Raw genomic sequence first — 23,563 nt, 5'->3', positions numbered from 1 at the left:
GACGGCGAATTGACTTTTGGTGTCTTCTGAAACCGGTTTCAGCGCTATCTCACGAAGCACTCGACCTTATAAATCCAATAAGAAGGTTTCAGACCGTGAACGATTTCTCCGCCGCCCAGCGCAGCCGCGTGACCATGCTCGACGTGGCCGAACACGCCAAGGTCTCCAAGGCCAGCGTTTCGCGGTTCATTGGCGATGATCGCGCCCTGCTCTCCGATGCCATTGCCCAGCGCATCGAACAGGCAATTGCCGAACTCGGCTATCGCCCGAACCAGATGGCCCGCGGCCTGAAACGCGGGCGCACCCGCCTGATCGGCATGCTGGTGGCCGATATCCGCAACCCTTATTCAATTGCCGTGATGCACGGGGTGGAAACCGCCTGCCGTCAGCACGGCTATAGCCTGGTGGTGTGCAACACCGACCGCGACGACGAGCAAGAGCGCCAGCACCTGGCCCTGCTGCGCTCGTACAACATCGAAGGCCTGATCGTGAACACCCTCGGTCATCACCGCGACCAATTGCACGAACTGCACCGGGAAATGCCCATGGTACTGGTGGATCGCAAGGTGGAGCACCTTGAAAGCGATATGGTCGGGCTGAACAACCCGCAGGCCATCGAGATGGCCCTCGCCCATCTTGAAGAGCGCGGTTATCGCGATGTGTTGCTGGTCACCGAACCGTTCGACGGCACCAGTTCGCGAATCGAGCGGGTCAGCAGCTTCAAGGCGCAAATCGGGCAACGCCCGGCACTTCGCGGCACGCACATCGAAACCGGCAGCGAGCTGACCGCACAGCTGAAATCCTTCCTCGACGCGCCTGGCCCCGGCCCTAAGGCGTTGTTTTGCGCGAACGGGGTTGCGGCGCTGGCCAGCACCCATGCGTTGCGTGAACTCCAGTGCAACCTGTTCGACGACGTGGGCTTGATCGCCCTCGATGACCTGGATTGGTACCCGTTGGTGGGCAGCGGCATTACCGCCCTCGCGCAGCCGACTACCGAGATGGGCGCCAGCGCGTTCGAGTGTCTGCTCAAGCGGCTGCGGGGGGATGACGGGGCGGTGCGGACGCTGGATTTTTCGGCGCGGTTGGTTGTGCGGGGTTCGACCCTTGGGAATTTGCGTTGAATGTTAAGACGCCATCGCGAGCAGGCTCGCTCCTACAGTGGATTTGTGAATATAGGCCCATTGTAGGAGTGAGCCTGCTCGCGATGGGGCCCTGACTAGCACCACAAAAAAATTTGAACAAAAATGAAACCGGTTTCAGAGGTAGAAAAACAATGAACAGACCAGCCGTTTCCATCAGCCTTTCCAGCTACGGCGCAGACATTGTGCGTCAACGCGGCCAGGGCAGCTTCATCGAGATTCTCGCCGCCGCCGGCGCCACGCGCATTGAGTGGCGTGAGGAATTACTGACCATCGAGGACCCTGCTCAACTGGCCGATGCCACTCAGGCAGAAGGCCTGCAGAGCGTGTATTCATCACCCATGGAGCTATGGCTGGCCGGGCAATCCAGGCCCAACCCCGAACTGGTCACGGCCCTGCAACGCGCCCAGGCGTTCGGCGCCAAATGGCTGAAAGTGTCGCTGGGCTATTTCACCGACAACAGCGATCTGCAAACCCTCGCCCGAGTGCTGGGCGAAAGCGCCGTGCAGTTGCTGGTGGAAAACGACCAGACCCTGCACGGCGGCCGCATTGAACCCTTCCAGCGCTTTTTCGCGGACGTCGAGCGGCACGAGCTGCCGATCAAAATGACCTTCGACATCGGCAATTGGCACTGGCAGGACCAGTCCGCCGCCAGCGCCGCGCGGTTGCTCGGTCGTCACGTCGGTTATGTGCACTGCAAAGCGGTCACGCGCCGTGCCGACGGCAAACTGGTCGCCATCCCGCCCGCCGCCAGTGACCTGCAACAGTGGGAACACCTGCTGCAGCACATGGCCCAGGGCGTTATGCGGGCCGCGGAATATCCGCTGCAAGGCGATGACCTGGTGCAACTGACCACCGAGCACGTCGCTGCCCTCGCCCACCTCGGCCAATCGCAGCTGGAGAGTGCTCATGTCTGAGATCGATATTCTGTCCTTCGGCGAGACCATGGCGATGTTCGTCGCCGAGCAGGCGGGTGATCTGGCCAGCGTCGGCGCTTTTCACAAACGCATTGCCGGCGCTGACAGCAACGTTGCCATTGGCCTTTCCCGACTGGGCTTCAACGTGGCATGGCTGAGCCGTGTCGGTGCCGATTCGCTGGGCCGGTTCGTGGTCGATACCCTGGAAAAAGAAGGCCTGGATTGCCGCCACGTCGACATCGACACCGCCCACCCGACCGGTTTTCAACTCAAGTCCCGCACCGACGATGGCAGCGATCCGGTGGTCGAGTACTTCCGCCGTGGTTCGGCGGCCAGTCACCTGTCGCCACACTCGATCGTGCCCCAATTGCTCAAGGCCCGACACCTGCACGCCACCGGCATTCCTCCGGCGCTCTCGGAGTCGGCGCGGCAGATGTCGTTCGAATTGATGACCTGCATGCGCGAGGCCGGGCGCAGTGTGTCCTTCGACCCGAACCTGCGCCCGAGCCTGTGGGCCAGCGAGCAACAAATGATCACCGAGATCAACCGCCTCGCCGCCCTCGCCCATTGGGTGCTGCCGGGGTTGAGCGAAGGTCGCTTGCTGACCGGTTTCGAAGACCCGGCCGACATCGCCGCCTTCTACCTCGACCAGGGCGCCGAAGCCGTGGCGATCAAGCTTGGCCCGCACGGGGCTTACTACCGCACACATGTTGATCAGGGTTTCGTGGCCGGCGTGCCGGTGGCAACGGTGGTCGATACGGTGGGTGCCGGCGATGGTTTTGCCGTCGGCATGATCAGCGCGCTGTTGGAAAACCAAAGCGTGGTCGAGGCCGTGAAACGCGCCAACTGGATTGGCAGCCGGGCGGTGCAAAGCCGCGGGGATATGGAGGGGTTGCCGACCCGATCCGAAATGGTCAGCGAATTTGAGGTCGCCATCGCGAGCAAGCTCGCTCCTACAGAGGATTTGTGTCGAACGTAGATCCAACGTAGGAGCGAGCCTGCTCGCGATGAGGCCAGCACAGTCACTAAAGATTCAAACCGTTACCTGCTGCGACAAAAACAACAAGCTCAGGAGCACCACCATGAAAACCGCAACGCTCGCCACCCGCCGCTGGTGGTACATCATGCCCATCGTGTTCATCACCTATAGCCTGGCGTATCTGGATCGCGCCAACTATGGGTTCGCCGCCGCATCCGGCATGGCGGCCGACCTGATGATCACACCAGGCCTGTCGTCGATGCTCGGCGCGCTGTTCTTCCTCGGCTACTTTTTCTTCCAGGTACCCGGCGCGATCTACGCGCAGAAACACAGCGTGAAGAAGCTGATTTTCGTCAGCCTGATCCTCTGGGGCGGCTTGGCGACGTTGACCGGGATCGTCTCCAACGCCTACTGGCTGATCGTCATCCGCTTCATGCTCGGCGTGGTCGAAGCGGCAGTGATGCCGGCGATGCTGATCTACCTGTGCCACTGGTTCACCCGCGCCGAACGCTCGCGGGCCAACACCTTCCTGATCCTCGGCAACCCGGTGACCATGCTCTGGATGTCGGTGGTCTCGGGCTATCTGGTGCAACACTACAGCTGGCGTTGGATGTTCATCGTCGAAGGTTTGCCAGCGGTGTTGTGGGCATTCATCTGGTGGCGCCTGGCCGATGATCGCCCGTCACAAGCCAAGTGGCTCAACGATCAGGAAAAACAGGACCTGGAAAGCGCACTGGCCGCCGAACAGGTCGGCATCAAGGCCGTGAAGAACTACGCCGAAGCGTTCCGCTCACCCAAAGTGATCATCCTGGCCCTGCAGTTTTTCTGCTGGAGCATTGGCGTGTACGGTTTCGTGTTGTGGCTGCCATCGATCCTCAAGGCCGGCGCGCAAATGGACATGATTCAGGCCGGCTGGCTGTCGGCGCTGCCGTACCTGGCCGCGGTGATCGGCATGCTGCTGGTGTCCTGGGGTTCGGACAAACTGCAAAAACGTAAACGTTTCGTCTGGCCGCCACTGCTGATTGCTTCGATTGCCTTCTATGGTTCCTACGCCTTGGGTGCCGAACACTTCTGGTGGTCCTACACCCTGCTGGTGATTGCCGGCGCCTGCATGTACGCGCCTTACGGACCGTTCTTCGCAATCATTCCGGAGATCCTCCCGGCCAATGTCGCGGGCGGCGCCATGGCGCTGATCAACAGCATGGGCGCCCTGGGTTCCTTTGGCGGTTCCTATTTGGTCGGTTACCTGAACAGCTCCACCGGCTCGCCCGCCGCCTCGTACCTGTTGATGAGCGGCGCGCTGATGTTCTCGGTGCTGCTGACCATTCTCCTCAAGCCCGGCGCCAGCGATCGGGAGCGGCCCGCGGCCACGGTAACGCGCACCGCCACGGCACATTCCTGAATTGAAGTTGAGATCTCGAAGATGAAAAAGCAGGTCGTCCTGTACAAGAAACTCTCGCCGCTGCTGATGGCTCGCCTGCACGAGCAGACCGAAGTGACGCTGATCGAAAGCCTTGATGCCGAGGGCCTGGGCAAACTGCGCGATGCCCTGCCCCGCGCCCACGGCTTGCTGGGTGCCAGCCTGAAACTGGATGCCGAACTGCTCGATCTGGCACCCAACCTCCAAGCCATTGCCAGCGTCTCGGTGGGTGTCGATAACTACGACGTCGACTACCTGACCGAGCGGCGCATCCTGCTCAGCAACACGCCGGATGTATTGACAGAAACCACCGCCGACACGGGTTTCGCGCTGATCCTGGCAACGGCCCGGCGCGTCGTGGAATTGGCAAACATGATTCGCGAAGGCAATTGGACCCGCAACATCGGCCCCACGCATTTCGGCAGCGACGTGCACGGTAAAACCCTGGGCATCATTGGCATGGGTCGCATTGGCGAGGCGCTGGCCCAGCGCGGGCACTTCGGTTTCGGCATGCCGGTGATTTATCACAGCCATTCGCCGAAACCGGCGGTGGAACAGCGGTTCAACGCGCAGTACCGCAGTCTGACCGCGCTGTTGCAACAGGCGGATTTCATATGCCTGACGTTGCCGCTGACCGCTGAAACCGAAGGGCTGATCGGTGCAGAGGAGTTTGCGCTGATGCGGCCCGAAAGCATCTTCATCAACATTTCCCGGGGCAAGGTGGTCGACGAAATGGCAATGATAGAAGCCTTGAGCGCGGGCCAGATTCGCGCGGCGGGGCTGGACGTATTCGAACGCGAACCATTGAATCAGGACTCGCCGTTGTTGCAGTTGAACAACGTGGTGGCGACACCGCACATCGGCTCGGCGACCCATGAGACGCGCGAGGCAATGGCCCGGTGTGCGGTGGACAACCTGCTGGCGGCGCTGGCGGGTGAACGGCCTGTGAACTTGGTGAATCCTGGAGTTTGGAAAGACTGAAGATCAAAAGATCGCAGCCTGCAGCAGCTCCTGCATGGACCGGGTTCACCGCAGTTTTGTGGATGGACATCAATCCTGGAGCTGCCGCAGGCTGCGATCTTTTGCTGTGGCGATCAGGCCCGCCGCGCCTCCAGCAAATTTGTCGCACACAATGCAATTCGCCGACAGGCATCGGCCAGCTTCATCTGATCCACCACCAACCCAATGCGGATATGCCCCGCCGCGCTCGGCCCGAACGCTTCGCCGGCCAGCACCGAGACGCCATGGCCCTCCAGCAGCCGTTCGGCGAAGCGCTGGGCCGACAACCCGGTCTGGCGTACATCGACCATCACGAACATTCCGCCATCCGGACGAATCGGCTTGAGGCCCGGACATTGGCCCAGACTTGCACACACCAGGTCACGACGCTGGCGATACTCTTCGCGCATCGAGGCCACTTCCGGCAGGTCACGGTCCAACGCCAGCTGCGCGGCGTTCTGCACGAAATCCGGGATACCGAACAACATGCTCAGCGACAGATTGACCAGGTGTCCGGCCATGGGTTTGGGCCCGATCACCCAGCCCACCCGCCAACCGCTCATGGCGTGGGACTTGGACAGGCTGTTGATCGTCGCCGTCCGTTCGGCCATGCCAGGCAGGCTCGCGGGGCTGATGTGCTCGCCCTCGTACAGCAGATCGCTGTAGACCTCGTCGCTGATCAGCCACAAATCGTGACGAATGCACAGCGCCGCCAGCTCCTGCCAGATCGCCAGTGACAAACTGGCGCCGGATGGATTGTTCGGACTATTGAGCAGGATGGCGCGAGTCCTCGGCGTGATCCGTGCCGCGACGTCCGCCGGGTCGACGCGAAACCCGTTCTGCGGACGCACTGGCACCGGGACCACTGTGGCCGCACACGCGCCGATCACACCTTCATAGGTCACGTACATTGGCTCGGCGACGATCACTTCATCGCCCGGATCGAGCAGGCATTGCGCCACCGAATACACCGCGCACTGCGCGCCTGGAAAGACGATCACATGCCCGGCATCCACCGCCTGACCGCTGCGTTGGCGCTGCCGGCGGGCAATGCTGTCGCGCAGCCCCCGACTGCCGCGCACTTCAGGATAGTGCGTGTCACCGGCCAACAGGCTGGCGATAGCCGCCTGGACAATGGGTTGCGGCGTATCGAAGTCGGGATCGCCAATTGACAGCAGCAGGACGTCGACACCCTGTTCGCGCAATTGCAGCGCTCGATCGTGAATCTGCCAGGCCGCCGCTCCGTCACCGGCGATTCGTTGGGTCAAGGCTGAATAGCGCATGTTTGTCTCCTGTCGCGCGGGTGCTCCAAGCCTCAACCCTATCTCAAATCGCGAAACACGCCACCATGGCGTTCAAATCCACCGCCAAAACTCCCATCAGGGCTTTTGTGAAAAACCCTCAGCCGCAGCGAACGGCCATCCGCCAGACGCGAGCGATGTCGGTCGCCCGCTCACGCAGCAAGCGCGGCGCCTCGGCACAGGCCTGGTCCAGGGTCATCGGCCCACTCGCCAGGGCAAACGCAGCGTCGATGCCATGCTCATAGAGCGCCTGATAACCGTCGCCCAGGGTGCCGGCAATGACGATGACCGGCACGCCTTGCTGGCTGGCGACACGCGCCACACCAAACGGCGTCTTGCCGCGCAGGGTTTGCGCATCGAAGCGCCCTTCCCCGGTGATCACCAGATCGGCGCCTGCAACCGCCTCGGCCAGGCCCACGAGTTCGGCAACCACCTCGACCCCGGCCTTGAACTGCGCCCCCAGGAACGCTTTGGCGGCAAAACCCAGGCCACCCGCCGCGCCACTGCCCGGCTCGTCACGGACATCCTTGCCCAAGGCTGTCGCGCAATGGTCGGCAAAGTGCCCCAGGGCACGGTCCAGTTGTTCGACCTGCGCCGGCGAGGCGCCTTTTTGCGGGCCGAAAATCTCCGAAGCGCCGTGGGGACCGCACAACGGGTTGTTGACGTCGGCGGCGATGTCGAAGCGTACCGGCGCCAGACGCGGATCCATGTCACTCAGATCGACGTGGGCCAATTGCCCAAGGGCGAGGCCGCCCGGTGATAGCGTCTGCCCCCGGGCATCCAGCAGTTTCACGCCCAGGGCTTGCATGGCACCGGCGCCGCCGTCATTGGTCGCACTGCCGCCAATCGCCAGGATCACCCGTTGAGCACCGGCATCCAGCGCGGCGCGAATCAATTGCCCGGTACCGAAAGTGCTGCTGATGCACGCATCCCGTTGCGCCACCGGGACCAACTGCAAACCGCTGGCCTCGGCCATTTCGATGATCGCGGTGTGGCTCTGCGGCAACCAGCCCCAGGCGGCATCCACCGTTGTACCCAGCGGCCCGCGAACCACGGTGCGGCGCTGTTCGCCTTCGCAGGCGGCAAGAATCGACTCGACAGTCCCTTCCCCGCCGTCGGCCATCGGGCATTTGATCAGCTGGGCATCAGGCCAGACTTGCGCCAATCCCAATGCAATGGCGTCGGCCACGCCTTGAGCGCTGAGGCTGTCCTTGAACGAATCGGGGGCGATCACGATTTTCATGGGAATTCTCCAGTTCCAATCTCCACATGCTGCCAGCCGCCATGAACAATAACGCCGGTCCGCTGCACAAGCGCCGATGAGGATTATTGTTCATTTCCACAAACCGGCATTCACACCTCCCCTGTAGGAGCTGCGTCGGTTTGCGGGAGGAGTTGGACGCCGAGATACAACGCCAGCATCCCATCCAGGCGCAACGGGTCAACCCCGCTCAGCTCGGCAATCCGCTCCATCCGATAACGCAGGCTGTTGCGATGAATGCCCAGTGCATCGGCGCAGGCCTGGCTCTGGCCGTCGTGTTCGCACCAGCTGCGCAGGGTCGCCAGCAACTGGCCGTTGCTGTCCCTGGCAATGACCTTGCGCAGCGGGTTGAGCAATTCGTCGAGGGCGTCGTCATTGCGGTGTCGCCAGAGCATCACTGGCAGCCGATAGCGGTTCAGCGTCAGCAATCGGGAGCGCGGCAACACCTCGCGTCCGTAGGCCAGCAAGTCACCGACCCGGCGATAGCAGCGGCGCAACCCTGCCAGCCCGTCGGCTTGCCCACCCACGGCGATACGCAGGATGTTCCAGCCAAGGCCATCGAGCTTGTCCAGCAAGCGCTCGTTATCGACCGACTGGCCGGCCGGCCGGCACCAGAGCAATGAAGTTTTGGCCGAGCTCACGCACCAACTGTCGGGGTGACGGCTGGTCAACCAGGCACTGAGTGCCTCGACGGTTTGCCCTGGAGCGTGTTCCAGGCCCAGTTCGAACAAGTACGGCACCCGGGTCATTTGTGGCTTGAGGCCCAACTGCTGCGCTTCATCGACCAGTCGCGGAGCATCCCCGGCTTCGCTGAGCAACAACGCCAGCAGATCATCGCAGCGCTGGCGCCGCCATTGCTGTTCGGCCTGCTGGTTACGCTGGCCCACCAGCATCTCGGCGGTCATGCGCACCAGTTCGGCGTAGGTGCGCAGTTGCTCGGGTTCGCCGGTGATGCCCAGGACGCCGATCAGGCGCTGGTCCAGCATCAGCGGCAGGTTGATGCCCGGCTGCACACCCTTTAGATGAATCGCCGTCTGCGCATCGATCTCCACCACGCGGCCGTTGGCCAGGACCAGTTGCGCGCCTTCATGCCGGGTGTTGACCCGCTCCGGCTCGCCGCTGCCCAGGATCAGTCCCTGGCTGTCCATGACGTTGACGTTGTACGGCAGGATAGCCATCGCCCGGTCGACAATGTCCTGGGCCAGGTCGTGATCGAGTTCGAACATGCAAGTGATCCTTGAAGACGGTGGTGGAACGGGTTGTTCACCCGCACAGGCCTTGGTTGCAAACCCTGTGCTCAGGCACAAAGACAGCCACCCTGAGGGTGGTCGAGACTCTCTGGGCGATCAACGTTACCCTTTGCATCGCAAAAAATCATAATAAAGAGAGAGCCGCCATGACACAGAGCGCCGTAGCGTCCGACGCCATCGCTGACGACAAAAACGCCGTCTACAAGCGCATCACCCTGCGTTTGATCCCCTTCATTTTCATCTGCTACCTGTTCAACTACCTCGACCGGGTCAACGTTGGATTTGCCAAGCTGCAGATGCTCGACGCGCTGAAGTTCAGCGAAACCGTGTACGGCCTCGGTGCCGGCATCTTCTTTATCGGTTACGTGCTGTGCGGTGTGCCAAGCAACCTGGCCCTGACCAAATTCGGCCCACGGCGCTGGATTGCACTGATGATGATCACCTGGGGCACGTTGTCGACCTGCCTGCTGTTCGTCACCAGCCCGACCGAGTTCTACACCTTGCGCCTGTTCACCGGCGCTGCCGAAGCCGGTTTCTTCCCGGGCGTGGTGCTGTATCTCTCGCAGTGGTTCCCGACCTTCCGCCGTGGCCGCATCATGGCGCTGTTCATGTCGGCGATCCCGGTATCCGGTTTGCTCGGCAGCCCGTTCTCCGGCTGGATTCTCAACCACTTCGGCGCAGGCCAGGGCGGTCTCGCCGGCTGGCAGTGGATGTTCCTGATGCAAGGCATTCCAACCGTGATCCTCGGTGCGCTGGCTTACTTCCTGCTCAGCGACAGTTACGCCAATGCCAAATGGCTGACCCCGTTCGAGCGCTCGGTACTGGAAGCCGACCACGCTATCGATCTGGCCAACAAACCGAAAACCACGTCCGATTCACTGCTGGCGGTGTTCAAGAACCCGGCGATCTGGGCTTTCGGCCTGATCTACTTCTGCATCCAGAGTGGCGTGTACGCGATCAACTTCTGGTTGCCGTCGATTATCAAGAACCTGGGCTTCAGCGATAACCTGGTGATCGGCTGGCTCAGTGCGATTCCGTACCTGCTAGCCGCCGTTTTCATGCTGATGATTGGCCGTTCGGCGGACCTGCGCAAAGAACGCCGCTGGCACTTGGTGGTGCCGATGTTGATGGGCGCGCTGGGGCTGCTGATTGCGGTGAACTTCGCCGCCAACCCGGCCATCGCGATTCTCGGCCTGACCATCGCCACCATGGGCGCCCTCACCGGCCTGCCGATGTTCTGGCCGGTGCCGACCGCGCTGCTCAGTGCCGGCGCTGCGGCGGGTGGCCTGGCGCTGATCAACTCGATGGGCCAGATGGCCGGCTTCCTCAGCCCGTACCTGGTGGGCTGGGTCAAGGACAGCACCGGTTCGACCGATGCGGCGCTGTATCTGCTGGCGGGCGTGATTGTCTGCGGCAGTCTGTTGGCGTTGCGCATGACCCGTACCCTGCGCGCCTGACCACCACCTGACCACTGTAGGAGCGAGCCTGCTCGCGATGGACGTCAACGATAACGCGTTTATCCTGGATAAACGTGGTGTCCTGAAGTTCTTCGCGAGCAGGCTCGCTCCTACAGTTTGATTCGAGTGTGTTTGAGATTTGCGTTTGCTCCCGGCGATCGTTCTGGTATCTGATTGAGCCTTTCCCACTGGTAAAAGGATTTGCTCATGAGCTATCGCACGCTGGGTCATTCGGGTCTGCAGGTGTCCACCCTGACCCTGGGCACCATGATGTTCGGCGAACAGACCAGCACCGAAGATTCCCTGCGGATCATCGACAAGGCCTGGGACCAGGGCATCAATTTCATCGACACCGCCGACGTCTACACCAACGGCCGTTCCGAAGAAATCGTCGGCGAGGCCATCGCCAGCCGTCGCCATGAATGGGTGCTGGCGACCAAGGTCGGCTTCGGCCCCATGGACGGCGTCCCCAACCGCAGCGGCCTGAGCCGCAAACACCTGTTCAACGGCATCGATGCCAGCCTGACGCGCCTGGGCACCGATTACCTCGACATCTATTATCTGCATCGCGAAGACCACAACACGCCGCTGGAAGTCACGATCTCGGCCATCGGCGATCTGATTCGCCAGGGCAAGATCCGCTATTGGGGCCTGTCGAACTACCGTGGCTGGCGCATCGCCGAAGTCATTCGCGTGGCCGACAAACTTGGCGTTGACCGGCCGGTGATCAGCCAGCCGCTGTACAACATCGTCAACCGCCAGGCTGAAACCGAGCAGATCACGGCGGCGCAAAACTACGGTCTGGGCGTGGTGCCTTACAGCCCGCTGGCGCGCGGGGTGCTCAGCGGCAAATACGCGCCTGATGTGAAACCGGACGCCAACAGCCGTGCCGGACGTCAGGATAAACGCATCCTGGAAACAGAATGGCGCGTCGAGTCCCTGCACATCGCCCAGCAAATCCAGCAGTACACCCAAGGCCGCGGCGTCGGCATCGTCGAGTTCGCGATTGCCTGGGTGCTGAACAACAGCGCCGTCACCTCGGCCATTGTCGGGCCGCGTACCGAAGCGCAGTGGGACGCCTACACTAAGGCGCAGGCGGTGAGGATCACGGCCGAGGACGAGGCATTCATCGATTCGCTGGTGACGCCGGGGCATGCGTCGACACCGGGGTTCAATGATGTGAGCCATTTTGTGTCGGGGCGTAATCCGCGCAATAACTGAAAATCACAAAACCACTGTAGGAGCGAGCTTGCTCGCGATGGTGGGTCAGCTACATAGATGTCAACTGACACACCATCGCGAGCAGGCTCGCTCCTACAGTTGGACAGTGTTGATTGATCGGTCAATATTCGTCTGAAAAACCACGTATCCTCCACCCCCGTTTCACCTTCAACCTTGCGAGGACAGCTTGTCTAAAGGTATCGCTCTGTCAGTTTCAGCCTCGGTGCTTTTTGCCGTCATGTATTACTACACGTCGCTGCTCACCCCCTTGAGCGGCGTGGAAATCTTCGGTTGGCGCATGCTGCTGACCGTGCCGTGCATGACCGTGTTCATGGTGGCGTCCGGCGAGTGGAAGCGCGTGCTGGAGATCGTTCGGCGCGCCATTGCCAACCCGAAACTGATGGGTGCACTGATCGCCTCCTCTGCCCTGCTCGGCGTGCAACTGTGGCTGTTCATGTGGGCGCCGCTCAATGGCTACAGCCTCGACGTATCACTGGGCTATTTCCTGCTGCCGCTGACCATGGTCTTGACCGGCCGCCTGGCCTACGGCGAACGCCTGTCTTATCTGCAAAAAATCGCCGTGGTGTTCGCCTGCCTGGGCGTGATCAACGAGGTGTATCAGGTCGGTGGTTTTTCCTGGGCGACCTTGCTGGTCTGCATTGGCTATCCGGCCTACTTCATCCTGCGCAAACGGCTGGCGTCGGACAATCTCGGCGGCTTGTGGCTGGACATGGCATTGACGCTGCCGGTGGCGCTCTGGTTCATCCAGAGTGGCGCACAAGGTTTCGCTGTGTTTGACCAGCATCCCTGGTTGTCGCTGTTGATCCCGCTGCTCGGCGTAATCAGTGCGTCGGCGCTGGTGGTCTACATCATTGCCAGCCGCCTGCTGCCGTTCAGCCTGTTCGGCTTGTTGAGCTACGTCGAACCGGTGTTGCTGCTGGGAGTGGCATTGCTGCTGGGAGAGAGCATCAAGTCCGGCGAATGGCTGACCTACATCCCGATCTGGATGGCCGTGCTGGTGCTGATGTTCGAAGGGTTCAAGCATTTGGTGCGGCAGCGCAGGCCTTAAGCACACACACAAAACTGTGGGAGCGAGCAGGCTCGCTCCCACAGTTTTTTACAGCGTCAACAGATTAGTCGGTGGAGAGAACACCACGACGCACCTGGTCACGCTCGATGGATTCGAACAGTGCCTTGAAATTGCCTTCGCCGAAACCGTCGTCGCCCTTGCGCTGGATGAATTCGAAGAACACCGGTCCCATCAGGGTTTCCGAGAAGATCTGCAGCAGCAGGCGCTTGTCGCCCGACTCGGACGAACCGTCCAGCAAAATGCCCCGCGCTTGCAGTTCACCGACCGGCTCGCCGTGGTTCGGCAGACGGCCTTCGAGCATCTCGTAGTAGGTCTCCGGCGGCGCGGTCATGAAGCGCATGCCGATGCTTTTCAGGTGGTCCCAGGTCTTGATCAGGTCATCGGACAGGAACGCAACGTGCTGGATACCCTCGCCGTTGAACTGCATCAGGAACTCTTCGATCTGCCCGGCGCCCTTGGACGATTCTTCGTTCAACGGAATGCGGATCATGCCATCGGGCGCGGTCATGGCCTTGGAGGTCAGGCCGGTGTATTCGCCCTTGATGTCGAAGTAGCGGATTTCGCGGAAGTTGAACAATTTCTCGTAGAAGTTGGCCCAGTAGGCCATGCGACCGCGGTACACGTTGTGGGTCAGGTGATCGATGATCTTCAGGCCGGCACCGACCGGATGGCGGTCAACGCCTTCGATGAACACGAAGTCGATGTCATAGATCGAGCTGCCCTCGCCGAAACGGTCGATCAGGTACAGCGGCGCACCACCGATGCCTTTGATCGCCGGAAGGTTCAGCTCCATCGGGCCGGTTTCGATGTGGATCGGCTGGGCACCGAGTTCCAGGGCGCGCTTGTAGGCCTTTTGCGAATCCTTGACGCGGAACGCCATGCCGCACACCGACGGGCCGTGCTCGGCCGCAAAGTACGAGGCCACACTGTGGGGTTCGTTGTTGAGGATCAGGTTGATCGCGCCCTGGCGATACAGGTGCACGTCCTTGGAACGGTGGGTCGCCACCTTGGTGAAGCCCATGATCTCGAAGATCGGCTCCAGGGTGTTCGGGGTTGGCGATGCGAGCTCGATGAATTCAAAGCCCATCAGGCCCATTGGGTTTTCGTATAAATCTGCCATGGTCGGCGCCTCATCATTCTTTATCAATTAACAAAGGTTAGTTGTAAGCAATGCTGAGACCGGTGGGTGGCGCACAGGAGATGCCCCGCACGCTGCGGGCGAGAAAGTCACCGTAGATCAGTTGAAACCCGAATATCTTCATTGTCGACCCAAGGCTCTTGCGGGCGAGGCTTCTGCTGCCAGAAGACGATTATTATTGTATGCGTAACCCGATTCTACACAGCGTAAATCAATTTGTCCGCCTTCTGTATCAAATCCCCTTTTTCCCTGCTCGTGCAAGGGGTTTATTGCACAGGAAAATCCCCGCCAGAATCAGCCCGCCGCCCAGACACATGGCCAGCGTCAGCGGCTCGTCCAGCAGCAGCGCGCCAAGGAGAACCGCCGTCAGCGGGTTCAAGGCAATGAACACCCCGGAACGTGTCGCGCCGATTTTGCGGATGCCGTCGTAGTAGGCGATGTAAGCCAGCGCCGACCCCAGCACGCCCAAGTACAAAAGGCTCATCCATTGCTGCGCACCGAGTTGAGCGATCGCGGCGACACTCACCTCACCGCGCACAATGCAGGTGATCCAGAGCATGACGGTGCCCAGCAGGATCGACCAGGTCACGGTTTGCACCGGTCCCAGGCTGTGGTTCAGTTCCCTGGAGAACAGCGAGTAGATACCCCAACCGAGGACGCAACCAAAAATCAGCAAGTCGCCGAGCCAGGCCCCCGCACCCGCACCGACACCGCCAGCCAGTAGTTGCGGGTCACGACTGACGATCACCATGCTCGCGCCTGCCATGCAGATCGCAATGCCGACGACCTTGGCCCGGGTCAAGCGCTCCTTGAACAGCAGCCAGGAAGCCAGGCCGATCACCGCCGGATTCAGCGCCACGATCAAGGACGCCCGTGAGGCGTTGATGTAATGCAGGCCGTAAAAGAAGCACAAGTTGTAGAAAAAGATCCCGAAAAAGCCAAGCAACAACAATTGCAGCCATTGCCGGGGGCTGGGCCGGACCAGCGGCGTCCGCGCCATGCGTATAAACAGCAGCAACGCCACGCTGGCCAGCAGAAACCGTAGGCTGGCCGCCAATAACGGGCTGAGGCCGCCGGCCAGATAGCGCCCGGCGACGAAGGTGCCGCCCCACACCATGGTGACCGCCGCCAGTTTCAGATACACCGGCAGATCCGAGGGTTTTGACAGGGTTTGCTCGCAGATCGTCATTAGATTCCAGGACCGGATATTGGAAAGATGACGTATCATTTGGCTAATACCCAGTCATCGTAAAATGAGCAAACACTCATGACCCTCACTCAACTGGAGATTTTCTCCCTCGTGGCCGAACTCCAAGGCTTCACGGCAGCAGCCAATCGCCTGGGTATTTCCCAATCGGCGGTGTCCCATGCCTTGAAGTCCCTGGAACTGGAGTTGGGTGTCGAGCTGTTGCGCCGCCATCAATCCCGGGTCGAGCAAAGCGACATTGGCCAGCAGTTATTGCTGCGCGCCCGAACGATGCTCGGCCTGGCCAACACCCTGCGCCAGGAAGCGGCCGATGCAAGGGGCATGAAACGCGGCACGCTGCGCATCGGCTCCTTCGGCCCGACCTCATCGATCAAATTGCTGCCGTTGATTCTGCAGCAGTTCCGCGCTGCCCATCCCGGCATAGAGGTGCATATCGACGAAGGCCCCGACCGCCAGGTGCTCCAGTGGCTGGAGGAACGACGGATCGACATCGGCTTTGTGGTGTTGCCCGAGGAGCGTTTCGACACGGTCGCGTTGATCGAAGACCAGATGGTCGCGCTGCTGCCCGCCGACCACCCGCTGGCGGTTCACGACAGCCTGAACCTGAAGGACCTGTGCGATTTCCCGTTTGTGCTGACCGAGGCCGGTTCTTCGGAGCTGGTTTCACGCCTGTTCTCAGCGGCCCGACTGACGCCCAACATCCGTTATCGCTGCTCGCAGTTGATGAGTACCCTGGATGTCGTCGCTCGTGGCGACGGGGTGACGGTAGTTGCCGAAGGTTCATTGCCCAATCAAATTGACGGCCGCTGTGTGAAAAAACCGCTGTCGCCGGCAGTGTTGCGCCAGGTCGGCCTGGCGGTGCTCGATCGACGCCAGGCGTCACCCGCGACGCTGGCCTTTATCAAACTGGCCGCAAGCCTTGACTGGCGTTGAGCGGCATAACCGCCAAGGGCCAACTATCATGGCCCGTACCCGAACTCTTCATGGGAGGCGTTTTGCCCTGCCAGCCTTTGAGAGCCTTACTTCTTCGTGACAGGATTCGCGAATGCCGCTAAAAGCCAAAACCCGCAGTCGCAGCGCACGAATGGCTGTCACCCTGATCAGTGGATTGCTCCCGGTGCTGCTGGGGGCCGCCATTCTTTACATGCAAGCAGGGCGTGCGCTCAAACACAACGCCGAACAAACCGCCGAAGAAGCGATTCGCCAGTTCGACTTGATGCTCGACAACAGCGCCCAGGCCGCTCATGAACTGCTGCCACTGGCGGGCCAAAGTTGCGCTGACGTCAGTCTGGCCCTGCGCGAGCAGGTCACTCGGCGCCCATTCGTGAGTTCAACCAATCTGGTGTGGAACGACAACCTCTATTGCAGTTCTCTGTTCGGCGAATACCAGGAGAAGGTCAACCCCGGTGACTACACCCGGGGCGCGTTACAGCTCATGAACGGCAATCCGGTAACGCCCGACACCGCCTTGCTGGTGTACCGCCTGAGCGAAGGAAAAAAAGGTGCACTGACGACCCTCTATGGTCATCACTTGAGTCATATTCTGCGTATGATCGGCCGCAAGACCTTGCTCTTGCTGCAAGTAGGCCCGGACTGGATAGCCGCCGACGGCAAGGTTCACAGGGGCGCCGCGCCGGACCTGCCCGTTGCGCAAAGTCGATTGGCCTCCCGGCACTATGCGTTTGCCGTGGAAGCCGGCTTTCCCGAAGGCGAAACCTGGCGATACATGCGAAACGAATACCCACCATTGTTCAGCTTGCTGATTTTCTTCGGTGTGATTGCCGGGTCAATCGGTCACTTCCTGCAAAAACGCTCATCGGCACCCACCCAGGAAATGCAACGGGCACTGGAAGCTCAAGAATTCATTCCGTATTTCCAGCCCGTGGTGCATGGCGACAGCAAAAGCTGGTCCGGCGCGGAAGTGCTGATGCGCTGGAAACATCCGAAGGAAGGTCTGGTGCGTCCGGACCTGTTCATCCCGTTTGCCGAGCACTCCGGGCTGATCGTACCGATGACCCGCTCGCTGATGCGACAAACCGCCGCCCTGCTCGCCCCGCAATCCGCCGGATTCAACAAACCGTTTCACATTGGCATCAATATCACCGCCAGCCATTGTCAGGACCTGGAGCTGGTCAAAGACTGTCGCGAGTTTCTCGATGCGTTCGAGCCGGACTCGATCCATCTGGTGCTGGAACTGACCGAGCGCGAACTGATCGAGCCCACGGCCATCACCCTGCAACTGTTCGAGCAACTTCGCGAACTGGGCGTGAAAATCGCCATCGATGATTTCGGCACAGGCCACTCAAGCCTTGGCTACCTGCGGCAGTTCAATGTCGATTTCCTGAAAATCGACCAGAGTTTTGTCGCCATGATCGGCATCGACACACTCTCCAGCCACATCCTCGACAGCATCATCGAACTGGCGGTCAAGCTCGACCTTGCCCTGGTGGCCGAAGGTGTCGAAACCCGTGAACAGAGTGATTACCTGAGTGCTCATCAAGTCAACTTCCTGCAAGGTTATCTTTTCGGCAAACCCATGCCCGGCGCGGAATTCATTAGTGCATTAAGCAACCGTTAACTCGCGAATTTAACCGACAAAACAACGATGACACGCACCAATTTGAATCAAAACACTACTGCCGTTACATGAAAAAAAAGACAGGATTTACTCTTGGCCAATTAACTACTACAATTTTACATGCCTGCGCTAAATTGACAGGTGAGCCACTATCACCGAGTCGCTACAAGGCTCTTGGCTTATAGCTTTGTTTGCGGTTGGTATCAGCCAAACACACTATTGGAGTAAAGATATTGTCCAGACTCGCTGAATTTCGTGCAGCCGAAAAGGCCCTTCAAGAACAGCTCAAGCAGTTGGAATCCCTGAAGAACGATGCCGGGCTCAAGAAAGAAATCGAATTCGAAGAGAAGCTCCAGGGCTTGATGAAAACCTATGGCAAGAGCCTGCGCGACATCATCGCCATTCTCGATCCCAACCCGGCAAAATCCGGCCTGCTGCAGGCAGCAGCACCTAAAACCCGCCGCGCCCGCGTGGTCAAGGTTTATCAGAACCCGCACACCGGCGAGCTGATTGAAACCAAGGGCGGCAACCACCGCGGTCTGAAAGCCTGGAAAGAACAGTACGGTGCAGCCACCGTTGATTCCTGGCTGCGCGGCTAATTCTCGCGGCGACAAAAAAGCCCTGCTTATGCAGGGCTTTTTCATGAGCTATCTAAATGCCCGGGGCGGATACCAGACAACTACCTGACTGCCAACAACTTTGTGCTTAATCCATTTGGATATCTAAAATTTTCTTCATGCATCGAAAAAGCACTGTCGCTTACTAAAGTTTCAAGCTGTTACGGGCAGCGTCTATTTCATCCTGGCTCGCCTTATAAGCCTCGGCCTGCCCGGCGTAGGAAAGAACATAGGCCTTATCGGCATCCACCGCGGCCACCAATGTTTGGGAAAGCACATGCCTGCCGTTTTGCGTGACGGTACAGGTTGTTTCCAGCGCGGCCAGTCGACTCAACGTAGTCGCATGAATTCGCGTGCAGACACTTTGATACCCGCCCTGAAAGAAGTCTTTTTGAACTGACTTGCGCATCTCCAGCAATACGCCTTCGAGGTTTACCTGGTGATCGCTTTGCACCGGACTCATGGTCAGCTCCATCACCATGAGCGGCGATCCATTCTGATCATTTTTGACCGCCCGCTGGCGACTCACCCCCGACGCCGATTCAGGCACGACTTCGACCTGCCAACCTTCCGGCCAGGTCACTACTGGCGCATCGGCATGCGCAGCGCCAGCCACCGAAAGCACGCTTAACAGAATGAACAGCAGTTTATGGAATCTAATCATTGCACTGGGCACTCACGGATCAAGCCGTAAAGTCTGGGCCCAGGCCGGCCGTCAGGCAATAGCCGACTGTTTGGGTTTGGTGATGTCCGAGCCCTTGCGTATCATTGCCGCCATTCGTTAGCCCACATATTTCCCGGAGGGCCCATGAGCCTGCACGAATTGAACACCTTCCCCGGCGTCACCGCCCAACCGGACGCCGCCACGCAGAAGTTTGTCTTCAACCACACCATGCTGCGGGTCAAGGACATCACCAGGTCCCTGGATTTCTACACACGCATTCTGGGCTTTACGCTGGTGGAAAAACGCGACTTCCCGGAAGCCGAGTTCAGCCTGTATTTCCTGGCGCTGGTCGACAAAAACCAGATCCCGGCCGATGCTGCCACGCGCACCGAGTGGATGAAATCGATCCCCGGCGTTCTGGAGCTGACCCACAACCATGGCACCGAGAACGACCCGGATTTCGCCTACCATAATGGCAACACCGACCCCCGTGGTTTCGGCCATATCTGCATCTCGGTACCGGACATCGTCGCCGCCTGCGAGCGCTTTGAAGCACTGGGCTGCGATTTCCAGAAACGCTTGAGCGATGGTCGCATGAAGAGCCTGGCATTCATCAAGGACCCGGACGCCTACTGGGTCGAGATCATTCAGCCAGCACCACTGTAGGAGCGAGCTTGCTCGCGATAAACCTGAGAACACCGCGGGGCACCTGCCCACCAGCGTTATCGCTGACGACCATCGCGAGCGAGCTCGCTCCTACATAAGTAACGTGCAAGACAAAAAAAACCCATGATCATTCATGGGGTTTTGTGTTTTCAGCGCCGGGGTTTATGCCGGGGCAGAAGTGCGGATCAAGTGATCGAAGGCACTCAGGGAAGCCTTGGCGCCCTCGCCCACCGCGATCACGATTTGCTTGTATGGCACGGTGGTCACGTCGCCGGCGGCGAACACACCCGGCACCGAGGTTTCACCGCGAGCATCGACGATGATCTCGCCACGGGGTGACAACTCAATGGTGCCTTTGAGCCAATCGGTGTTGGGCAGCAGACCGATCTGCACAAAGATCCCTTCCAGTTCCACGTTACGTAATTCGTCGTTCTGACGATCCTTGTAGCGCAGGCCGTTGACCTTCTGACCGTCGCCGGTGACTTCAGTGGTTTGAGCACTGGTGATCACGGTGACGTTCGGCAAGCTGTGCAACTTGCGCTGCAATACCGCATCGGCACGCAACTGCACATCGAACTCCAGCAGTGTGACATGGGACACAATACCGGCCAGGTCGATGGCCGCTTCGACGCCGGAGTTACCGCCGCCAATCACCGCCACGCGCTTGCCCTTGAACAGTGGGCCGTCGCAGTGCGGGCAGTACGCCACGCCTTTGTTGCGGTATTGCTGCTCGCCCGGCACGTTCATCTCACGCCACCGTGCACCGGTCGCCAGAATCAAGGTTTTGGCTTTTAACGATGCGCCACTGGCGAAGTGGACTTCATGCAGTTCGCCGTTTTTGCCAGGAATCAGCTTGTCGGCGCGCTGCAGGTTCATGATGTCGACGTCGTACTGCTTGACGTGTTCTTCCAGGGCCACGGCCAGTTTCGGCCCTTCGGTTTCCTTCACCGAGATGAAGTTTTCGATGGCCATGGTGTCCAGCACCTGTCCACCAAAACGTTCCGCCGCGACACCGGTGCGAATGCCTTTACGGGCCGCGTAGATTGCCGCCGAGGCACCGGCCGGGCCACCACCGACCACCAGCACATCAAAGGCTTGCCTGGCGCTGATTTTCTCGGCTTGGCGTTCGATGCCGCTGGTGTCGATTTTGGCGAGGATTTCTTCCAGGCCCATACGGCCCTGACCGAAATTCTCGCCATTGAGGTAGATGCTTGGCACCGCCATGATCTGGCGCTCATCGACTTCGGCCTGGAACAGCGCGCCGTCGATCGCGACGTGGCGAATGTTCGGGTTCAGTACTGCCATCAGGTTCAGCGCCTGGACCACGTCAGGGCAGTTCTGGCAGGACAGCGAGAAGTAGGTCTCGAAGCTGAATTCGCCTTTGAGCGAGCGGATCTGTTCGATCACTTCGGCACTGGCTTTTGACGGGTGACCGCCGACTTGCAGCAAGGCCAGTACCAAGGAGGTGAATTCATGGCCCATCGGGATGCCGGCGAAACGCAGACTGATATCGGCCCCGGGGCGATTGATCGAGAACGACGGCTTGCGTGCATCATCGCCGTTATCGAGCAAGGTAATCCGGGTGGAAAGACCGGCAACGTCTTTCAACAGTTCGAGCATTTCCTGGGATTTCGCACCGTCGTCGAGGGATGCAACGATCTCGATCGGCTGAGTGACCCGCTCCAGGTACGATTTCAACTGGGCTTTAAGATTGGCGTCCAACATACGGGCGATTTCCTTTTTGCTGTTTCATATAAAGCAGGCATAAAAAAACGCCCGAGCGAATCTCGCCCGGGCGTTTTTATTGGGCGGTGCAGCTTACTGGGTAGGTGCGGAGTTCCGCCCTGATGAAGCGATCACAGACTTAGATCTTGCCGACCAGGTCCAGGGACGGCGCCAGAGTGGCCTCGCCTTCTTTCCACTTGGCTGGGCAAACCTGGCCAGGGTGGGCAGCGACGTACTGGGCCGCCTTGATTTTGCGCAGCAGTTCGGAAGCGTCACGGCCTACACCGCCGTCGTTCAGTTCAACGATCTTGATCTGGCCTTCCGGGTTGATCACGAAGGTGCCGCGGTCAGCCAGGCCTGCTTCTTCGATCAGCACGTCGAAGTTACGGGAGATAGCGTGGGTCGGGTCGCCGATCATGGTGTACTGGATCTTGCCGATGGCTGGCGAAGTGTTGTGCCAGGCAGCGTGGGCAAAGTGGGTATCGGTGGAAACGCTGTAGATCTCGACGCCCAGCTTCTGGAATGCGTCGTAGTTGTCAGCCAGGTCTTCCAGCTCGGTCGGGCAAACGAAGGTGAAGTCGGCCGGGTAGAAGAACACCACAGACCACTTGCCTTTGAGGTCAGCGTCCGAGACTTTTACGAAGTCGCCATTTTTGAATGCGTCAGCTTTGAACGGTTTAACTTGGCTGTTGATGATAGGCATCGTTGACTCTCCGTCAGGGGTTAAGAAGTTGATGGAGAGAACTTTACCCACTCGACGAACGCAAGGCTCATTGGCAAACCTGATCCTGCTGATTGGCTTTCGCTATTAGCCAGCTGTATTAATAGAAGAAAACGGTATCTAGGGCGACACGGGCTTTTCCGTGAGGCGCGCCATGCCGAGGAACGGACTGGCTTCGATGTAACGCATGGCCGACTTCATGTCCTTCCAGCCCACATAGCTCATCAGCGACTTCAGATCCCAGCCACTTTGATGCGCCCAGGTGGCAAACCCGCGACGCAAGGAGTGACTGGTGTAAAGCTCACTGGCGATACCCGCCCGCGCCAGCGCCTGACGCAATAACGGAATCACACTGTTGGCGTGCAATCCCTCCTCACCCAAATGCCCCCAACGGTCGATGCCGCGGAACACCGGTCCACGCACCAGTGCCGCCTCGGTAATCCAGTCGATATAAGCCTGCACCGGACACAAGCGTTGCAAGGCCGGCGTCTGATAGGTCTTGCCGAGGTTGTCGCGATCACTCTTGCTGCGCGGCAAATAGAGGCTGATGCCGGAACCGGTGCTGGCCTGAACGTGTTCAACCTGAAGCCGGCACAACTCGTCACTGCGAAAGCCGCGCCAGAAGCCCAGCAGAATCAACGCCATGTCGCGCCTGGCCCGCAGCAAACCCGGTCGATCGCCTTCGGCCCTGGCGGTTTGCACTTCTAGCTCCAGACAACTGACCACCTGCTCCAGATGCCGAAGCTGCAAGGGTTCGGCTTGTTTTTCCTGGGCCGGGTGCAGCGCGCGAATGCCCTTGAACACCTTACGCACCACCGGCGCCTTGGTGGGATCGGCAAAACCCTGGCTGTTGTGCCACTGCGCCAATGCCGACAAACGCAGTTTCAGCGTGTTGATCGACAACACACCGGCATGGGCCACCAGATAGCGCGCCACGCTGTCGCCGGTGGCCGGCAGAAAACCACCCCATGTCACCTCAAAGTGTTCGATGGCCGCGCGATAGCTGCGACGGGTGTTGTCGCGTGTCGCAGCCTGCAGATAGCGATCCAGATCGCTCATAGGAAATGAACCTGTTTTGACCGACTGTAGGAGCGAGCTCGCTCGCGATGATCGTTAACGATGACGCTGGATGCCTGTATGCACGCAGCGCTCTAAGGTTTTTCGCGAGCAAGCTCGCTCCTACAGGGTTTGTGTACGGAATTAGCGCGAGGAA

21 protein-coding genes and 1 pseudogene are annotated in these 23,563 nt (G+C 59.9%); 13 read left to right on the top strand and 9 right to left on the bottom strand.

What is annotated here, in order from left to right; translation table 11 throughout:
- The first annotated feature begins 95 nt into the window (after positions 1-95).
- The 5 genes from C8K63_RS15225 (at position 96) to C8K63_RS15205 (ending at position 5,436) form a co-directional block, all read left to right on the top strand.
- Complete coding sequence (locus C8K63_RS15225) at positions 96-1,121, top strand: LacI family DNA-binding transcriptional regulator (RefSeq protein WP_108217451.1); 1,026 nt, start codon at positions 96-98, stop codon at positions 1,119-1,121.
- A 152-nt stretch (positions 1,122-1,273) separates the two neighbouring features.
- A complete protein-coding gene (locus C8K63_RS15220; RefSeq protein ID WP_108217450.1) occupies positions 1,274-2,056 on the top strand; it encodes a sugar phosphate isomerase/epimerase in 783 nt (260 codons plus the stop codon).
- Complete coding sequence (locus C8K63_RS15215) at positions 2,049-3,035, top strand: sugar kinase (RefSeq protein WP_108217449.1); 987 nt, start codon at positions 2,049-2,051, stop codon at positions 3,033-3,035. Before C8K63_RS15220 ends, C8K63_RS15215 begins: the two co-directional genes overlap by 8 nt.
- 103 nt (positions 3,036-3,138) lie before the next feature.
- A complete protein-coding gene (locus C8K63_RS15210) occupies positions 3,139-4,437 on the top strand; it encodes an MFS transporter (RefSeq protein WP_108217448.1) in 1,299 nt (432 codons plus the stop codon).
- A 21-nt stretch (positions 4,438-4,458) separates the two neighbouring features.
- Positions 4,459-5,436, top strand: coding sequence for a D-glycerate dehydrogenase (locus C8K63_RS15205; protein ID WP_108217447.1), 978 nt, complete (start codon positions 4,459-4,461; stop codon positions 5,434-5,436).
- Between the two features lie 113 nt (positions 5,437-5,549).
- Here C8K63_RS15205 and C8K63_RS15200 read toward each other — a convergent pair whose 3' ends face one another.
- The 3 genes from C8K63_RS15200 to C8K63_RS15190 form a co-directional block, all read right to left on the bottom strand.
- Positions 5,550-6,737, bottom strand: coding sequence for a pyridoxal phosphate-dependent aminotransferase (locus C8K63_RS15200; RefSeq protein WP_108217446.1), 1,188 nt, complete (start codon positions 6,735-6,737; stop codon positions 5,550-5,552).
- 118 nt (positions 6,738-6,855) lie between these two features.
- A complete protein-coding gene (locus tag C8K63_RS15195; protein ID WP_108217445.1) occupies positions 6,856-7,998 on the bottom strand; it encodes a glycerate kinase in 1,143 nt (380 codons plus the stop codon).
- A gap of 110 nt (positions 7,999-8,108) precedes the next feature.
- Entirely contained in the window at positions 8,109-9,242 is a 1,134-nt protein-coding gene (locus tag C8K63_RS15190; RefSeq protein WP_108217444.1) for a sugar diacid recognition domain-containing protein, read from the bottom strand.
- Between the two features lie 170 nt (positions 9,243-9,412).
- On the opposite strand from C8K63_RS15190, the gene C8K63_RS15185 reads away from it, so the two are divergent.
- The 3 genes from C8K63_RS15185 to rarD all read left to right on the top strand — a co-directional run bounded on the left by C8K63_RS15185 (position 9,413) and on the right by rarD (position 13,013).
- Entirely contained in the window at positions 9,413-10,723 is a 1,311-nt protein-coding gene (locus C8K63_RS15185) for an MFS transporter (RefSeq protein ID WP_108217443.1), read from the top strand.
- A 207-nt stretch (positions 10,724-10,930) separates the two neighbouring features.
- Positions 10,931-11,944 (top strand): aldo/keto reductase, encoded by a 1,014-nt coding sequence (locus C8K63_RS15180; RefSeq protein ID WP_108217442.1) that lies wholly within the window; start codon positions 10,931-10,933, stop codon positions 11,942-11,944.
- 187 nt (positions 11,945-12,131) lie between these two features.
- Entirely contained in the window at positions 12,132-13,013 is an 882-nt protein-coding gene (gene rarD / locus C8K63_RS15175; protein ID WP_108217441.1) for an EamA family transporter RarD, read from the top strand.
- 64 nt (positions 13,014-13,077) lie between these two features.
- Here rarD and hppD read toward each other — a convergent pair whose 3' ends face one another.
- Positions 13,078-14,154, bottom strand: coding sequence for a 4-hydroxyphenylpyruvate dioxygenase (gene hppD / locus C8K63_RS15170; protein ID WP_095966635.1), 1,077 nt, complete (start codon positions 14,152-14,154; stop codon positions 13,078-13,080).
- A 250-nt stretch (positions 14,155-14,404) separates the two neighbouring features.
- On the bottom strand, positions 14,405-15,361 hold the full coding sequence (locus C8K63_RS15165; RefSeq protein WP_108217440.1) for a DMT family transporter: 957 nt from the start codon (positions 15,359-15,361) through the stop codon (positions 14,405-14,407).
- A 78-nt stretch (positions 15,362-15,439) separates the two neighbouring features.
- On the opposite strand from C8K63_RS15165, the gene C8K63_RS15160 reads away from it, so the two are divergent.
- The 3 genes from C8K63_RS15160 to C8K63_RS15150 all read left to right on the top strand — a co-directional run bounded on the left by C8K63_RS15160 (position 15,440) and on the right by C8K63_RS15150 (position 18,556).
- Positions 15,440-16,312, top strand: coding sequence for a LysR family transcriptional regulator (locus C8K63_RS15160; protein ID WP_108217439.1), 873 nt, complete (start codon positions 15,440-15,442; stop codon positions 16,310-16,312).
- A 112-nt stretch (positions 16,313-16,424) separates the two neighbouring features.
- A complete protein-coding gene (locus C8K63_RS15155) occupies positions 16,425-17,957 on the top strand; it encodes an EAL domain-containing protein (RefSeq protein WP_108217438.1) in 1,533 nt (510 codons plus the stop codon).
- Positions 17,958-18,190: 233 nt separating this feature from the next.
- Positions 18,191-18,556, top strand: coding sequence for a histone-like nucleoid-structuring protein, MvaT/MvaU family (locus C8K63_RS15150; RefSeq protein ID WP_008051761.1), 366 nt, complete (start codon positions 18,191-18,193; stop codon positions 18,554-18,556).
- A gap of 163 nt (positions 18,557-18,719) precedes the next feature.
- On the opposite strand, the gene C8K63_RS15145 is transcribed toward C8K63_RS15150, so the two are convergent.
- The gene (locus C8K63_RS15145) at positions 18,720-19,238 is read right to left on the bottom strand and encodes a DUF4946 domain-containing protein (protein ID WP_108217437.1); all 519 of its coding nucleotides are present in this window, start codon (positions 19,236-19,238) and stop codon (positions 18,720-18,722) included.
- Positions 19,239-19,382: 144 nt separating this feature from the next.
- On the opposite strand from C8K63_RS15145, the gene gloA reads away from it, so the two are divergent.
- Positions 19,383-19,904, top strand: a complete 522-nt coding sequence (gene gloA, locus C8K63_RS15140; protein ID WP_108217436.1) for a lactoylglutathione lyase — start codon at positions 19,383-19,385, stop codon at positions 19,902-19,904.
- Between the two features lie 162 nt (positions 19,905-20,066).
- Here gloA and ahpF read toward each other — a convergent pair whose 3' ends face one another.
- The 3 genes from ahpF to C8K63_RS15125 form a co-directional block, all read right to left on the bottom strand.
- Entirely contained in the window at positions 20,067-21,629 is a 1,563-nt protein-coding gene (ahpF, locus tag C8K63_RS15135; protein WP_108217435.1) for an alkyl hydroperoxide reductase subunit F, read from the bottom strand.
- Between the two features lie 139 nt (positions 21,630-21,768).
- Positions 21,769-22,332 (bottom strand): alkyl hydroperoxide reductase subunit C, encoded by a 564-nt coding sequence (ahpC, locus tag C8K63_RS15130; RefSeq protein WP_007975937.1) that lies wholly within the window; start codon positions 22,330-22,332, stop codon positions 21,769-21,771.
- Between the two features lie 138 nt (positions 22,333-22,470).
- Positions 22,471-23,409 (bottom strand): site-specific integrase, encoded by a 939-nt coding sequence (locus C8K63_RS15125; protein WP_108217434.1) that lies wholly within the window; start codon positions 23,407-23,409, stop codon positions 22,471-22,473.
- A gap of 47 nt (positions 23,410-23,456) precedes the next feature.
- Between C8K63_RS15125 and C8K63_RS30855 the strand changes: the two are divergent.
- Positions 23,457-23,540 (top strand): annotated as a pseudogene (locus C8K63_RS30855) (outer membrane lipoprotein carrier protein LolA); the annotation flags it as partial.
- Positions 23,541-23,563: the final 23 nt, after the last annotated feature.

Source organism: Pseudomonas sp. GV085 (assembly GCF_003050925.1).
Lineage (GTDB): Bacteria > Pseudomonadota > Gammaproteobacteria > Pseudomonadales > Pseudomonadaceae > Aquipseudomonas.
This window is presented reverse-complemented; position numbering and strand designations above follow the sequence as displayed.